Source organism: Pseudomonas sp. NFACC14, assembly GCF_900106885.1.
Taxonomy (GTDB): domain Bacteria; phylum Pseudomonadota; class Gammaproteobacteria; order Pseudomonadales; family Pseudomonadaceae; genus Aquipseudomonas; species Aquipseudomonas fluorescens_AA.
The window spans coordinates 64,461-80,309 of sequence record NZ_FNOA01000024.1 but is presented as its reverse complement, the minus strand read 5'-3'; the positions used below and the strand labels follow the sequence as shown (position 1 = coordinate 80,309).

The window sequence follows — 15,849 nt, the reverse complement described above, 5'->3', positions numbered from 1 at the left end:
CGGACAGCATTAAACCTGTTGCGGCGCTTGGATAAAAGTACCTGCGTCACAATTAAATCCAGGAGCGCCGGACACTATTGTGGCGAGGGCGCTTGCTCCCGCTGGGGCGCGAAGCGGCCCCAAGGAATGGGACTGCTGCGCAGTCCAGCGGGAGCAAGCTCCCTCGCCACAGGTTTTGTGCTCAGCCTGCCTGAATTGATCAGCCCGAACGGATTATTCAGCCGATTTTTTCTTCAGGCGTTCCAGAATCGCATTGGCGCTGCCTTCGTTCGGCGTGATGCCAGCATCGCGCAGCTTGCGTTCCAGGTCGGAGCCGGTCGAAGCTTCGGCCAGTTCGTCCTGGGCTTGCAGTTCAGCGGCACGTTGCTGTTGCTTGGCCTGCAGGCGGTTGAGCGTACCGACGGCGGTTTCCAGCTTGCCATTGGCGCCGCCGCTGGCGATCGAAGCACTGACCTGGGCCTTCTGCACGCTTTCGCGGGCCTTGGCCATGTCCACTTGCTGACGCAGGCTCTTGATGCGGCTTTCGGCCTTGGTGATGTCCTTGCGCATGTTGTCCGCGTAGCCACCGAACTCGGTGGCGTGCTTTTGCTCGGCGTCCAGCTCGTTGGTCAGGGTCGAAATGGCTTCGGCCACTTCCAGCGCCAGGTCTTCGCGGTTGGCCTGGATCGCGGCCAGGGCCTTGGCTTCCAGGTCCTTGATCTTGGCGTTGTATTCGCCGACGCGATCGGTCGCCAGCTTGTGCTTGGCCATGATGGTGACCAGCTCACGCTTGGCATTGGCCAGCGCGCTGTCGGCATCGCGGATTTCCTGGTCGAGGATGCGCAGGGCCTGTTGGTCGACGATCGATTCGCCGACTTCGTTGGCACCGCCACGCAGTGCGGTGAACAACTTGCTCCAGATGGACTGAGTCATTGGATAATTCCTGTTCGGCGAGTTAGATGAAGAAGCGTTCGAACGCTTCGCTGGCGCGCTGGACGTTGTCGACGAGGGTTTTGACCTCGGTGACGACGTTGGTCAGGCTGGAGTCGGAGCTCAGCGCGCCGAACATGTTGTAGACGACCTGTCCGTTGGGCATGGTCTCGATGCCGATGGACGACAGCGGGAACATTTCCCGGCTGCGCAACACGGCGTCGTTGAAGGCCGCCACGTCGCTGATCGACTCGACATCCACCAGGACGGTATCGACGATGATCTGGTCGCCCACGACTGCGATGTAGATCGGCAAGCCACCGAAGTCATTCATTTCCAGCTTGATGCTGGACTCGGAGCCTTGGACGAGGGAGAGAGTGATGTCGTTCGCGACCACTTCGTCCAGGGCCTGAAGGGCGCTGTAGAGGCGATCGATGTTCCAGTTATTACCTGCGCTCATGTAATCCTCCGACATGAATGAGCCAGCCAGAATCGGTTGGCGTAGCTGTTTCTCCATCTGCTTGAGCAGGCTTCGGTTTTCGGGAAGCACCCAAGTCTCGTGTTTCACATACCCGGCGGCACTCAGGCCCGCACGCATCTGCTTCATGTAGAAGCTCGACGGTTTTTTCGCGGAGGGTTTGGCGCGCTCTTCCGTGCGGCTCGCTGAATCGGTCACAGACCCGTCAGGCGGATCTGATTGAGCGCTGGTTGGCATGGTACTGACCCCACTGTGAAAAACTCACGCGTGAGAAACACTACAGGTAGTTTCAAAAGCCCACAATAGCTCACGCGTGAGATTTTTATTTGTCACAAACGACGGATGAACCCTGTGGGAGCGAGCTTGCTCGCGATAGCGGTATATCAGTTTGCAGAGAGGCTGGATTTACCGACGCCATCGCGAGCAAGCTCGGCTCCCACAGTTTTTTGAGCGTTCACAGATCAGGCGTCCACCATCGATCCTCTGTGGGAGCTGATGGCGGCTTACGGATAGCTGAAGCTCTTGACCAGCGTCAGCTCGCCCACCGCCCGCATCGGCACGACGAAGGTTTCCATCTTCTCGTTCGGCGTGCCTTCCTCCGTGATCACGGTGACTTGTGCGGTGGTCAGGGCTTGTTGCGCTTGCGCCCCACCGCCCTCACCCTCTTCGCCGTCCTCCTCACTGCGATACCCCCCGCCGTAGTAGTTCACATACACCAGGTACTGGCCTTTGATCGGCGCGGGCATGGCGAAGATTTCCGGGCCATAGCCGGTGGTGACGTCGACGTCGAGGGCGGCGCCGTTGGCAGCGACGCGGTCGCCGTACCAGATGTGGGCACCGTCGGGGGTGACCAGGTGCAGGTCCAGGTCGGTGCCGTCACTGTCCCAGGTCAGCAACACCCGCAGCTTGGCCGGCGTGGCACCGCCGCTGGTGTTGAGAAACTGCGTGCGGTGGCGCTGCTGGCCATCGGCGCTGCGCACTTCCACGCTGTTGCTGCCGTTGGGGAACGAGAACGGCCGGTCGAAGCGCCCCTCCTCATCCAGCTTCAGCGGCAGGCTGACGCCGTTGACGATCAACTGGCCCGGCGCATTGCTGTCCTTGGGCGCGCTTTTGATCTGCCCGGTAATGCGGGCGGTATTGGCCTGGCCTGGGGGGGTGTTGACCGACGAGGCCGGGTAGTTGACGGTCTGGCTGAAGCTTTCGCCTTCACCGCCCGGCGCCCCGCTGCGCCAGCCGCCAATGGGGGTGTCTAGCTTGATAGCGTCAGCGGCCATGGCCGGTGGCAACGCGGTCAGGGCGCAGAGCAACAGCAAGACCTGTGGATAACGGAGTGTCATGGTCTATTCCAGCAAGAGGTGACGGGCGAGCCCTTCGATATAGGTTTCGTCCTGGCCGTTGGGGTGAGCTTCGAAGGCCAGGTGCAGATATTCATGGGTCAGGTCGAGACGGTCTTGCAGCGACAGCACGCCGCGCACATAGATACGCTGGCGCTCGCGGTCGACATAAGGCCGGCCAAAGGCAACGCGGCAGACGGCGAAAGCGCTGATTTCGTTGTAGCCCACTTCACCTTCCAGCCGCTCACGCCAGCCCCGGCGCTGCTTGAGCAGCCAGTCCTGGGCGGCGGGCAGCGCCTCGCAGGACGCCACCGGATTGTCCCAGCGACTGAGGCTGGCACGCGGGTAGGCGTGCAGCAGGATGGCGTCGTAGCGTTGGCCGGCGTTGGCTTGTTCCACGGCTTGCGCCCAGGACAGTTTGTCCGGGCCGGGCTGGTCGGAGTGGTAGGTAACGTCGGTGCCGGCCAGGACCAGGTCGCTGGTCCAGGCGGCAATGGCGCGGGCTTCAGGCGCCGCCGGGCGTGGCGCGACGCGCTGGCGATGGCTGCTGTCGTCGATGCTCAAGCAATCACCGTTGCGTTGGGCGTTCTGCAGCAGATAGGTGCGGATCGCCACGGCCAGTGCCTTGGCGGCTTCGGCGGGCTCGGCCTTGGCTTCGCGCTGCAGCACCCGGGCGACGTATTCCTCCCGGTCCAGGCGCGCCACCAGCTTGCCGGGCATCAGGAACAGCTCGCCATCGCTGTGGATGTCCAATTGGTTGCCGTTGGTGAATTCGACGCGGTAATCCCCGCGCAATTGACCCGGCGCGGCAGGCCGGTCACCGGCCATCACCCGCTGCCAGGGATAGCGGGCGAACAGGCCGACTTCCACGCAACGCCCGGTTTCCGCCGGCCAGCGGGACGGCAATGCCGCCGCCAAACCTTCGCCGTAGACCTTCAGGACTTGCTGGCTGGTGCCACGGCCCCCGGCCCACACCGGGGTGCCGTCGGCCAGCCAACCGGCGAAACCGCCTTGTCGGGAGGATGGCCCCTGCTCCCCCAGCCAACTCCAGGTCTTGACCCGCAGGCGACTGCCCAACTCGCCGACCAGCCGCCCGTCCGCCGCGCCGAGCACCACATCCAGCAGCACCCGACGGGCCTGGTCCTGGGCCGGCAGCATGGCCAGGGCCTTGAGCAGTTCCGCGACCGGCACCTGCGTCTGGGGCTGCAAGGCCGGCAGGTCCGACAACCAGGCCGGCGCCTGGCGAGCCTGCCAGTAATCGCGCCAGTTCGAAGCCGACAGCCCGAGCCGCTGCGGCTCGAAATACAAACCACAGGACTTCACCAGCGCCTGATCGCGACCGATGCTCTGCCCGGCATTGCAGCAATAAACCTCTTCCTTCGACTCGCCGCGGCACTCATAGACCGGCTCGCGAGCGTCGGTGTCCACCAACCAGGCGTAGACAAACAGTTTCCACAGACTGCCCAGTGGTGCCTGCAAGGAAGCGGGCAGCGGCTGGCGATCCAGCACCTGGGCTTGGCTCACTCGCAGCAATTGACCGTCGAAGGCCAGGCGCAACGGCTCGTCCTGCGCCGTTGCCAGCGCAGGGATCAAGCACAACAACCACCCAACCCACCGCCTGCGCATGTCAGTTGACCGTGACCTGACCAAGCGCCGGTTTCTGTTCACGAGCCTGATTCTGCGGCGCGTAGACCTGGGTGAAGCGCACCGGTGGCAAGGTGAACTGGCCCTTCTGGGAGAAACGCACCAAGTGCCGCAGGCGCAGCTCGCCACTGAGGGCGTCCACCGGTACCGCGTACGCCATCTGGCCAGGCTCGAAGCGGGCCTTTTCCAGGGACGTCGGTTCGCTGTCGGCCTTGCCCATCAACTGGATGCCCCACGTGGTGCGCTCCACATCGGCACCCGGCGGCAGCGGCACTTCGAGCATGCCGTAGCGCAGTGGCGTCGAGGCCTTGCTGTTGATGATCACTTCATCCAGGTAGAGGCTGTCGCTGGACAACGGTTTGTTGCCCATGGCTTCGAGCTTGAAGGTGAAGGCCTCATCCCCCGGTACCAGGCGCGACAGACGCCGGGTGATGGACACCGCCATTGGCGCTACCGGCGGTTGCTGGCTCTGGAAGCTCAGTGCCGCTTGCACCGGACGCGCCTGGGTGCTGGTCAGGGTCAGCATCGTTGGAGGCTGCGTGCCCTGCCACTGCCAGTAGGTTTCACCGCTCGCACCCTGCTTGGCTGCCCAGCCTTCGCTCGGTGCCAGGGCCGGGTCCGGCGCTGCCTGTTCGATGCTGCGCTGCAACCAGGTCAGGGTCAGGGCCCGTTCCAGGGTGGACTGCTGCGGCAGCACCCGTTGCAGCAACGCACTGGCGCGGGCCTGGTCGAAGGTCTGCAACGACAACACCAAGGCCTCGACGAACGGCTGGGAGCTCAGTTCCAGCTGCTGTTGCGCCGCATCGGCTTGACGGCTGAAGGCCGCCGGCAACGGCACCTTGGCCTGTTTCGCCAGGGACGCGGTCAGGACACGGGCGCTGGCCAGGCCAAGGGCCGAGTCCGGCGCGTACATGACCAGGCTGTCTTCACCGCTGTCCAGTACGCTCTCGGTACTGTCTTCACTGGCCTTCGCCAGATCGTCCATCAGGCCGCTGAGCAAGGTATTCACCGGCAGTTGCATCTGCTTGGCGAACGACAGGATCAATGCCCGTTGCAGCAGCGGCGTATCACCGGCCTGCTTGGCATAGACCTCCAGCACCCGCTGCCAGTGTTCCGGCGGCAGGCTCAGGGCCAGGGCCTGGCTGGCGTGCCAGTCGGCGTAATAGGCATAGGCGGTGAGGAAGGCATCCGGCTCGCCGTCCTGGCCCCACCAGGTGAAGCTCGCCGACGGTCCGGCCATCTGCACCAGGCGCAAGCGACTGTTTTGCATGATCAACCGCAAGCGGTCGCGGATCTGCGGGTTCGACGCCAGGGTCGGATAGGCGATGCTCAACGGCAACAGACGGCTGGCGGTCTGCTCGACGCCTCCGTACGGGTAGCTCAGCAGGTCGTCCAGGGCCGAACGGAACAACGCTTGCGGGCTGTCATCCAGGCGCAGGCGAATATCGCTGGCGTCGGCCGGCAGGGTCAGCGGGGTGTCGGCGCCCAACACGTCAACGCGCTGGCTCTGGGTGACTTGCCAGCCGTTGCCAATGGCGTTCAAGTGCATGGCCAGGGCGTCCTGGGTTTCGCCGTTCAACTGCAACTGCACGCTCAGGTCACCACTGCTCAGCTCCATGGCCGGCAGCGCCACGTAGTTGATGCCGTTTTTCAGCTCCGCCGCCACACGCTGTTCAGCGCCGGCGTAACGGATCAGCAGTTCGGCCTTCAGCGGTTTTTCCGCTTGGCTGAACGCGAACAGGCCCAGTTGCGGCTTGTCGCCCGTGCGGAAACGGGTCGGGCCGCTCCACTTCAGGTACAGCGGTTTTTCCGAGGCGATGAACTGCTTCTTCTGCCCCACCTGGCCGTCGTCCGCGATCGCCTTGGCCGTGATGCGCCAGCGGGTCAGGGAGTCCGGCATCTTGAAGGTGAAGCGCGCCTTGCCGTTGGCGTCGGTGACCAGCTCCGGTTGCCACGCGGCGGTGTCGACGTCTTCACGCCGCGGCCGCTCCAGCACCTTGACCCCACGTTCGCTGCGGTTGGCCTTGCCCGGCGCACCGGGGCTGCCTGGCAGTGCCACGTCGTAGCTGATGAACGACAGGCTGGCACTGGTGCGCACGTTGTTACGGCGCGGGTGATAGAAGAACTGGTCGATGGTGGGCGCGACTTCCGGTTGCAGGGCGTAGACCATTTCGTCCACCACGCTGACCGTCAGGTGCGCCGGAATCGCCTTGCCGGCGAACTGGGTGCTCAGGTCCACGGTCACCGTGTCGCCGGGGCGGTAAGTCGCCTTGTCGGTGACGACGGCAACGTCGATCTGCGGCGTGACCACCTTGATGCCGGCGTTCTGGAAGCTGTACTGGCCGCCCTTGGTGTACAGCACCGAGAAGGTCAGGTTGGGCGCAAAGTGATCCTTCACGGCAATGCGCGCGCGGTATTGGGTGTCGCTGAGTTTTTCCATCTTCAGCCAGTCGCCGCCCTTGGACAGCAGCGCCGTGGCCTCGACCTTGTCCCGCTCCAGCGACAGCAACGCATCGCTGACCGGCTCCGGGAAGGTGATCAGCGCCAGCGCTTCGTCACCGGTCTTGTATTCAGGTTTGTCGAAGACGATCTCGACCGTGCCCGGCACGGCCTTGACGCCTTCACCGGTCACCGCATGGGCGGCGGCGCCGATGACCCGGCCATGGTCGTCCTTGAGCGTCAGGTTGTAGGTGCCCGGGCGTTCGAAGGTCAGGCTGAAGCCCTTGTCCTTGGCCGCCAGCTTGCCTTCGCCGGTGCTCTGGTCTTCCAGGCGCACCCAGGCGTAGCTGCCGGGTGTCACGGCCTTGGCTTGCTCGTTGCCGCCTTCGTTGGCGTAGCTGAACGCCACTTTCTGGCCGACGGCGCTGAACCGCTGGGGAGCACTCAGGCGGAAGTTCGCCGCGCCACGGTCGATGAGGATTTCCTTGGTGGTCTTGACCCGATACGCCGCCCCATCGCTGGCGAACACCGTGAGGGTGTAGCGGCTCGGCTTGTCGGCGGCCGGCAGGTCGAGGGTCGCGTTACCCTTGCCATCGGTGGTCACTTCGCTGCTGGTCAGCTCCACCGGGAATTGCCCCAGGTATTGCAGCTCGTTATCCACCATCGACAGTTGCTGGGCCCGCAGGCTCAGGCTCACCTTGGCATTCACCACGGGTTTGCCGTCCGGGTACAGCAGCACCAGATTGCCCTTGACCGGCTCGCCGGTCCGGTAATCCTGCTTGGCCAGGTTCAGGGCGATCTCGAAGTGCGGCTTGATGTATTCGGCCACGCGAAAGGCGCTGCTGTAGAGCTGGTCCTTGTAGCTGAAGCGCAGTTCATAACCGCCGGCCACGGCGTTTTCCGGCAGTTGGAAACGGCCTTGGGTGCCGGCCTTGGCGTCCAGCTTCAGGGCCAGGGTTTGCAACGCGGTGCCGGTGGCGTCCAGCACGCTGACATTCACGTCGGCGGCGGTCGGCTGTACCGAATCACGGGCGTTCTTGAACTCACGGCCAACGATTTTCAGCGACACCCAATCCCCCGGCCGGTACAGCGGCCGGTCGGTGAAGGCATAGAGCTTGGTGTCGTAGATTTCGCTGTCGTAGTAGAAGTTTTCCGAGACGAATACCCCGCCCTCCTCGTCTTCACCGATGACGAACGAACGTTCCGGGCTGACGTGCTTGAGGCGCAGCAGGCCGTCTTCATCGGTGGCACCGCTGCTCATCACGCCCAGGCCGTCGGTCCACAGCACATTGACCTTGGGCACCGAACGCCCTTCATGCTTGCGTGCGGCCCAGACCAGCAATTCGTCGCCAGCAATCTTGCTCACGGCCACGGTGTTGGAGACGAAGACCATGGTGGTCGCGCGGTATTTGCCGATCAGCGCTTCCACCAGGTACAGGCCTGGCTTCAACTGGCCCAGCGGCACATAGACGTTGCCCGGCGCGACGCTGACGAACTCACTGGACGAACCGGCCAGGTTGACCCCGGCTGGCGGCTGGATCGGCTTGGCCTGCCACAGTGGATAACGGAACTGGCTGACCACCGGCAAGCCCGGGATCAAGGCGAATTGTGCCGGCGCTTCATACGGCGTCGGCGCGACCAGGGCGTCGCCAATCTTCAATTCCGGCACTTCTTCGGTGACTTGCTGGCGGGACTCGTAGGAGAACGCCCGCTGCATCACCCGACGGGACTTGCGGTACCAGTTGTCCCACAGGTACGCGAGGGTGTTCGACAGGCCTTCACCCTTGAACTGGCCGTCGCTGACCACGCGGTGCAGGTTCTTCTGGCGCTTGAGGAAGTCCAGCGGCTTGTCGATGCGATAGACGCGGATGTCGGCGCCGCCGTAGGGCTCCATGCGGAACCGACGGTAGTCGCGGCCCGGCGCTTCGAGGCGAACCATGGCCTGTTCGTCGCTGGCGAAGCTGCTGTCGGCCAGCAGGAAGAAACTTTCACCGGCCACCGGCGTGTAGCCGCTGGGCTCCACCGTGTCTTCGGCATTCACGACAGGTGCCAGCAACAGGGCGAACAGCAGGGGCAATTTTGAACACAAGCGCAGCATGCGGGCACCGGTCATTGGGAGAGAAAGTTGAGTCGATAGACGCCGATGAAGTTGGGGTTGGCTGCGTCGGGTATCCATCGGGTGTCCTTCCAGTTCATGAGTTGTTGCAGGCTTGCGGAGCGCATGCCGTTGTCGGTAGGGGTTGTGGTGCCGGTGTGATAGGCGATGTAGCGGCCCATCCAGATCATCAGGTGCTGGTCGTCGCCCTGGTCGAAGAACATCAGGTCGCCGGGCCGGGCCTGGGCGACATCGCGGCCCACCAGGCGACTGTTGAACTGGATCAGCTTGATGGCGTTGACGTAGGGCCCGACCTTGCCGCCGCCCTGCTGCCATTGCTGGGCGAGGCGCCGTTGCGCATCGCTGAGCGGCAGTTCCGGCGGCAGGTAGCGATTGGACAGGCCATTGCTGCGCAGCCATTTTTCATCGTGGACCTTGAGCGCTTCGTTGGCGGCGAAACGCACCAGCCCGGCGCAGTCCTGCTGATACCAGCGCGGGCTCGGGCCTCGGCTCAGCTGCTCCTGGGCGATGCGCACGAACCAGGCGCGAAAGACCTGGGATTGCTGCACATCCAGCGCCGGCGCCTCGACGGCAAGCGCCGGCCCGCCGAGCAGCAACGCCAGCAGCAACGTCAACGCGGGGTTGCGGATCAGTGCTGTCACAGCGCTTTCCATTCCAGCGGCAGCCACTGCCAGTGACCATCCGGTTCGCTGCCCGCAGGCAAGGTCAGCGCGTATTTGCCATAGCCGCCTAGGGTGCGCAGTTTCGGGATCAGGTAGGTTTGCGCGGCGTTGTAGAACACCGGCTCCATGTCCTGGGGCAAGCTGTCGAGGGTTTCACGCTGCATCAGTTGCGCCATGGAATCCGGGCCGAAGTAGACCGGCATCAGCAGGTCCTTGGGCACGACGTCGGCCATGGGCGGGAAGCGTTTGTCGAGGGTGCCCAGGGCCTTGTCCACGAGTTTGTCATCGAGGGAGAACAGCAAGGTCGAACCGTGGCGTGCCAGGCTGACCCGCAGGAACGCCTTGCCGGTAATCGCCTCGGGCTGCTCCGCTTCCTTGGCCAGGTAAGGGCCGAAATTGGAGCTGACCTGACGCAGCCATTGGTGCGTCGAGCCTTGTTGTTTCTCGACGACCGGGAAGGCATGTTCGGCGACATTGTTTTCGTAGGCGCCGACCATCGAACCGAACAGGTTGCCCAGGTCGGCATCGAGCTTGCCATCGTCTTCATTCAGGCTCGCCACCAACAGCGGCGTGTACAGGCGTGAATCGGCGTACCAGCACAGGCCTGCGGCGCCGGCCACATGGTCGACCATGGCCTGGGCGGCTTTTTCGTCGGCGCCGAGTTTGACCAGCAACGGTTTCTGTTGCTCGGCCGCCAGGGGCAAGGCCACGCAGGCGCTGGCGCCCATGGGCATGGCTTGCCAGATCGGCTTGAAGTCGAAGTCCGGCTGGTTTTCCAGCTCGTCCATGGCCAGGAAGCTGTGCCAGCCCTTGTCGTCCATGTCGAAACGCAAACCGGCGAAGTTCGGGATGAAACGCTGGTAGCCCATGGCGAGCACGCTGGCGTTGACCGAGATGCGTTGCTTGACCTCCGGCGCCTTGGGCGGCAGGCCGAAGGCTTCGGGGAACAGTTTGTCGCCGTTGAGCAAGGCGGCCAGGGCGGTCGTCGAAACGCTGCCCGGTTCAACCGCGGTGCCGCTGGCCGGATCGTACAGCTTGGTCGGGTTGGACAGCACGACCAGCTTGTCGCCATGGGAGGCGAAGAGCAGGGATTTGCTGGCGTTATAGCTGAGCTGGTAGAGCGCAACGTCGTCACCGCCGACCTTCAGGTCGCTGAGCTTGCTCAGTTGCGCGTCATCCAGTGCGACTTTCGCCAACGGCTCCAGCACCTTCGCCAGGCCGCCGCGATCCATCACCAGCAGGAAATCCTTGAGGCGACCGTCCGCACCGCGCCACAACGCGACATCGGCCGGTTGGTCGAAAAGCTCTTCGATCAGGCTGTCCTGCAGCTTGAGGTCGTGCTCGTAGATGATCCGGCGCAGGCTTCCGATCAGCCCGAGGCGGTCGGCGTGGGCCTCGTAATAGAAGACGAAGTCCTCGGTGAGCGTGGCCTTGAGGAACGGCACCGCCAACAGGTCCTTGGGCAACTGGCTCAGGGAATGCGCCTCGAGCAAGCCGTCGGGGCGGCTCAGGCCGAGTTTTTCCAACGCCAACTCCATGGGCGGCGCCTTGGGCTTGGTCATGAACCAGCCCAACCCGGCGGCCACACCCGCTACCAGGCACAGCCCGATCAGTATCGCCGGCCAGCGGCGCACAGGTTTGGCGACAGGGGTCGGCGTGGTCGGGGAAGCAGTGTTGTCGCTCATATTCACAAGGGCCTGTTCATCCGTGGAGCGGATACTTAGTAGTTGAAAGTCTTGACCAGCAACAGATCGCCAATGGCGCGCAGGGGCACGACAAAGGTCTCGCGTTTTTCATTGACGGTGTTTTCGTTGAGCACCAGGTTGATCTGCGAGGTGATCACCTCGTTCTGGTTGCTGGCCTCATCAAAGTTGTAGCCTTCGCTGCCGTAGTTGCCCCAATAGTTCACGTAGACCAGGTAGGTGCCGTGCATCGGCGCGGTCATGGTGAACATTTCAGGGCCGGGGCCGTCGACGCCATCCGGGTCGAGACCGCCGCCGTTGCTCAGCGCCGGCTGGCCGAAGAACGCATGTTGGCCGTCGGGTGTGACGATATGCAGATCGAGTTCGGCCTGGGGATCGTCCCAGCCCAGCACCACGCGGATCTGTGCCGGGGTGCGCAGGTTGTTGGCTTCATAGAATTGCACGCGCTTGAGGGAGCGGCCTTCGGAACTGCGCACCTCGACGCTGTTGGAACCGGCGCCGAACGCATACGGCCGGGCGAAACGCCCCTCGTCGTCGGTATAGAGATTCAGTGGATTGCCGTTGACCGCCAGGCTATGGGGCTGGCGCGCCGTGCCCATGTCCTTGATCCGGCCCTCGATCATCGTGCGGTTGCGCTGCACGCCCCGGTCGATGGGCGGTGTGGGATAGGCGACCTGGGGGTTTTCCGTGCGATCGAGCAGGCCACTGTAGCGCCAGCCCCCGACCGGCTCCGACAGCTCGGCCGAAGGCTCGGCCCACGCCAACGGCGCACCGAGCAACACGATCAATAAAGAAAGAAAACGCACGTATGCCTCCTGCCATGCACGACGCAACCCGGCGCCCTTCCCCGGGCGCTGTTTGTCATTATTCGGGTTTCGTCTGGAGGCCCCGCTACAAGGGGCCGTAGATGGCGCGAAGAGTAGCTATTCGGCGGATTTTCCACAATCGGGGAACGCGCGATTCTGTGTGGGAAATCACGTACTGAGAGGTGCGTGAGCCGAATAGAGCCGTTATTCGGCTCACCAAATGAGCCGAATACGGAAACTGACGTTTATTTCGGAGGCAAACCCGTGGCGAGGGAGCTTGCTCCCGCTGGGCTGCGAAGCGGCCCCTACCTGCCGGGCTTGAACCGGATTGCGACTGCTGCGCAGTCGAGCGGGAGCAAGCTCCCTCGCCACCAAAGCAGGTCGGTGCAAGCCCGTTGTCCCGCTTCGATCCCCCTGCCCTGATTTGCCCCAAAACCCCATGTCTGCTAGTGTCGCGCCGGTTTAACAGTCAACCGGAATAGCCGCCATGGCCCGCAAAAAAGCTGCACTGGATTTCGAACAATCTCTGGCCGACCTGCAAACGCTGGTGGAACGGCTGGAGAACGGCGAATTGTCGCTGGAAGACTCGCTGACCGCCTTCGAGCAGGGCATCGGCTTGACTCGCGACTGCCAGGCGGCGCTGGCCCAGGCCGAGCAGAAAGTGCAATTGCTGCTCGAGCGCGACGGTGAGCTGACCGAAGAGCCTTTCGACGCGGAACAACCTGAATGATCGGTGCCTATCAGGCCAGCAGCCAGGCCCGGGTCAATGCTGCACTGGATACCTTGTTCAGCGCCCCGAGCCCGGAACTGGCGCGCCTGTACGAAGCGATGCGCTACAGCGTGATGAACGGCGGCAAGCGTGTGCGGCCGCTGTTGGCCTATGCCGCGTGCGAAGCCTTGGGCGGCCAGGCCGAACAGGCCAACGGCGCGGCCTGCGCGGTGGAGCTGATCCACGCGTATTCGCTGGTGCACGACGACTTGCCAGCCATGGACGATGATGACCTGCGCCGCGGCCAACCGACCACCCACAAGCAATTCGACGAAGCCTGCGCGATCCTGGCCGGCGACGGCTTGCAAAGCCTGGCCTTCAGCGCCCTGCTGGACCCGGCCCTGAGCGACTGCCCGGCGCAGATTCGCCTGGACATGGTCAGCGCCCTGGCGTTGGCGGCGGGCCCCGCTGGAATGGTCGGCGGCCAAGCCATCGACCTCGGTTCGGTGGGCCTGAAGCTGGACCAGGACGCCCTGGAATACATGCACCGGCACAAGACCGGCGCGCTGATCGAGGCGAGCGTGCGCCTCGGCGCGCTGGCCAGCGGCCGGTCCACCCCCGAGCAGTTGCAGGCCTTGCAGGTCTACGCCCGGGCCATCGGCCTGGCGTTCCAGGTGCAGGACGACATCCTCGACGTTGAAAGCGATACCCAGACCCTCGGCAAACGCCAGGGCGCCGATATCGCCCGGGACAAGCCGACCTACCCGGCCTTGCTCGGCCTCGATGCGGCCAAGGCCTACGCCCTGGAGTTGCGCGACCAGGCCTTGGCCGCGCTGCGACCGTTTGACGCGGCGGCCGAGCCGTTGCGCGACCTGGCGCGCTATATCGTCGAACGACGCAGCTGATACAGGGTCAACCCATTCATAAGTGCGTATCGGCCAAGTTCCGGCCTACGCGTGGGCAGCTTGCGATGCATAAGGTAAACTGCCGCCTCTTTCTATACCTATAACGATTCGCCTGATGCCCACGACGTTTCAAGAGATTCCCCGCAAGCGCCCGACCACGCCCCTGCTGGACCGCGCCAACACGCCGGACGGCCTGCGTCGCCTGGGTGAAGCCGAGCTGGAAACCCTGGCCGATGAGTTGCGCCTGGAACTGCTCTATACAGTCGGCCAGACCGGTGGGCACTTCGGTGCCGGCCTGGGCGTCATCGAGCTGACGATCGCGCTGCACTACGTGTTCGACACCCCGGACGACCGGCTGGTGTGGGACGTCGGGCACCAGGCCTATCCGCACAAGATCCTCACCGATCGTCGCGAGCGCATGGGCACGCTGCGCCAGAAGGATGGCATCGCCGCCTTCCCACGTCGCTCCGAGAGTGAGTACGACACCTTTGGCGTCGGCCATTCCAGCACGTCCATCAGCGCCGCCCTGGGCATGGCGATTGCCGCCCGCCTGCAAAACAGCGAGCGCAAGGCCATCGCCGTGATCGGCGACGGCGCACTGACCGCGGGCATGGCCTTCGAGGCGCTGAACCATGCGCCGGAAGTCAACGCCAACATGCTGGTGATCCTCAACGACAACGACATGTCGATCTCGCGCAATGTCGGCGGGCTGTCCAACTACCTGGCGAAGATCCTCTCCAGCCGCACCTACGCCAGCATGCGCGAAGGCAGCAAGAAGGTGTTGTCGCGCCTGCCCGGTGCCTGGGAAATCGCCCGCCGCACCGAAGAGTACGCCAAGGGCATGCTGGTGCCCGGCACGCTGTTCGAGGAACTGGGCTGGAACTACATCGGCCCCATCGACGGCCACGACCTGCCTACCCTGATCGCCACCCTGCGCAACATGCGCGACCTCAAGGGCCCGCAGTTCCTGCACGTGGTCACCAAGAAAGGCAAAGGCTTCGCCCCGGCGGAAGTCGACCCGATCGGCTACCACGCCATCACCAAGCTCGAACCCCTGGACGCCCCGGCCGCCGCGCCGAAAAAGGCCAGCGGACCGAAGTACTCCAGCGTTTTCGGCCAATGGCTGTGCGACATGGCCGCCGCCGATCCACGTCTGGTGGGCATTACCCCGGCGATGAAGGAAGGCTCGGACCTGGTGGCGTTCAGCGAACGCTACCCGCAGCGCTATTTCGACGTGGCGATTGCCGAGCAGCACGCCGTGACCCTCGCCGCCGGCATGGCCTGCGAAGGCGCCAAGCCGGTGGTGGCGATCTATTCGACCTTCCTGCAACGGGCCTACGACCAGTTGATCCATGACGTGGCGGTGCAGAACCTCGACGTGCTGTTCGCCATCGACCGCGCCGGCCTGGTGGGCGAAGACGGCCCGACCCACGCCGGCAGCTTCGACCTGTCGTTCCTGCGTTGCATCCCCGGCATGCTGGTGATGACCCCGAGCGATGAAAACGAGCTGCGCAAGATGCTCACCACCGGCCATCTGTTCAACGGCCCGGCGGCGGTGCGCTACCCTCGTGGCACCGGCCCGAACGCGACCCTCTCGACCGACCTCGAACCCATCGAGATCGGCAAGGGCGTGGTCCGCCGCCAGGGCAAGCAAACCGCCCTGCTGGTGTTCGGCGTGCAACTGGCCGAGGCCTTGAAAGTCGCCGATACCTTGGACGCCACCGTGGTGGACATGCGTTTCGTCAAACCCCTGGACGAAGCCCTGGTGCGCGAGATGGCCGGCAGCCACGAGCTGCTGGTGACCATCGAGGAAAACGCCATCATGGGCGGTGCCGGCGCGGCGGTCAGCGAGTTCCTGGCCCGGGAGAACATCCTCAAGTCGGTGCTGCACCTGGGCCTGCCGGACAGCTACGTCGAACACGCCAAGCCGGCGCAGATGCTCGCCGAATGCGGGCTGGACGAGGCGGGGATCGAAGCGGCGGTGCGTCAGCGGTTGCAGCTGTTGGGCCTGTAAGTTCAGCCAACACAAACTCCCTGTGGGAGCGAGCTTGCTCGCGATAGCGGTGTGTCAGCAATGAATGACTTGACTGATCCTCCGCCATCGCGAGCAAGCTCGCTCCCACAGGGGTTTGTGCAGATCAGAA

At 64.2% G+C, this 15,849-nt stretch carries 11 protein-coding genes; 3 read left to right on the top strand and 8 right to left on the bottom strand.

Annotated elements, in window-relative coordinates:
• Window positions 1-213: 213 nt before the first annotated feature.
• From BLU85_RS25780 to BLU85_RS25745, 8 genes are all read right to left on the bottom strand, one after another.
• The gene (locus BLU85_RS25780) at window positions 214-912 is read right to left on the bottom strand and encodes a PspA/IM30 family protein (RefSeq protein WP_003185899.1); all 699 of its coding nucleotides are present in this window, start codon (window positions 910-912) and stop codon (window positions 214-216) included.
• A 22-nt stretch (window positions 913-934) separates the two neighbouring features.
• Window positions 935-1,516 (bottom strand): YjfI family protein, encoded by a 582-nt coding sequence (locus BLU85_RS25775; RefSeq protein WP_003205989.1) that lies wholly within the window; start codon window positions 1,514-1,516, stop codon window positions 935-937.
• Between the two features lie 374 nt (window positions 1,517-1,890).
• Window positions 1,891-2,724, bottom strand: coding sequence for a YfaP family protein (locus tag BLU85_RS25770; protein WP_092204500.1), 834 nt, complete (start codon window positions 2,722-2,724; stop codon window positions 1,891-1,893).
• A 3-nt stretch (window positions 2,725-2,727) separates the two neighbouring features.
• Window positions 2,728-4,347 carry a DUF2300 domain-containing protein gene (locus BLU85_RS25765; RefSeq protein WP_092204499.1) on the bottom strand — a complete coding sequence of 540 codons (1,620 nt, stop codon included), beginning with the start codon at window positions 4,345-4,347 and terminating at the stop codon, window positions 2,728-2,730.
• A 1-nt stretch (window position 4,348) separates the two neighbouring features.
• Window positions 4,349-8,917, bottom strand: a complete 4,569-nt coding sequence (locus tag BLU85_RS25760; protein WP_092204498.1) for an alpha-2-macroglobulin family protein — start codon at window positions 8,915-8,917, stop codon at window positions 4,349-4,351.
• Window positions 8,914-9,573 (bottom strand): DUF1175 domain-containing protein, encoded by a 660-nt coding sequence (locus tag BLU85_RS25755; protein ID WP_060740429.1) that lies wholly within the window; start codon window positions 9,571-9,573, stop codon window positions 8,914-8,916. Before BLU85_RS25755 ends, BLU85_RS25760 begins: the two co-directional genes overlap by 4 nt.
• A complete protein-coding gene (locus BLU85_RS25750; protein WP_092204497.1) occupies window positions 9,558-11,267 on the bottom strand; it encodes a DUF2138 domain-containing protein in 1,710 nt (569 codons plus the stop codon). The genes BLU85_RS25755 and BLU85_RS25750 overlap by 16 nt, the downstream gene beginning before the upstream one ends.
• Window positions 11,268-11,302: 35 nt before the next feature.
• Entirely contained in the window at window positions 11,303-12,091 is a 789-nt protein-coding gene (locus tag BLU85_RS25745) for a YfaP family protein (protein WP_092204496.1), read from the bottom strand.
• 487 nt (window positions 12,092-12,578) lie between these two features.
• Between BLU85_RS25745 and BLU85_RS25740 the strand changes: the two genes are divergently transcribed.
• The 3 genes from BLU85_RS25740 (at window position 12,579) to dxs (ending at window position 15,719) form a co-directional block, all read left to right on the top strand.
• Window positions 12,579-12,821 (top strand): exodeoxyribonuclease VII small subunit, encoded by a 243-nt coding sequence (locus BLU85_RS25740; RefSeq protein ID WP_003185917.1) that lies wholly within the window; start codon window positions 12,579-12,581, stop codon window positions 12,819-12,821.
• Entirely contained in the window at window positions 12,818-13,705 is an 888-nt protein-coding gene (gene ispA / locus BLU85_RS25735; RefSeq protein ID WP_092204495.1) for a (2E,6E)-farnesyl diphosphate synthase, read from the top strand. Before BLU85_RS25740 ends, ispA begins: the two co-directional genes overlap by 4 nt.
• A 115-nt stretch (window positions 13,706-13,820) precedes the next feature.
• A complete protein-coding gene (gene dxs / locus BLU85_RS25730) occupies window positions 13,821-15,719 on the top strand; it encodes a 1-deoxy-D-xylulose-5-phosphate synthase (RefSeq protein WP_092204494.1) in 1,899 nt (632 codons plus the stop codon).
• Window positions 15,720-15,849 lie beyond the last annotated feature (130 nt).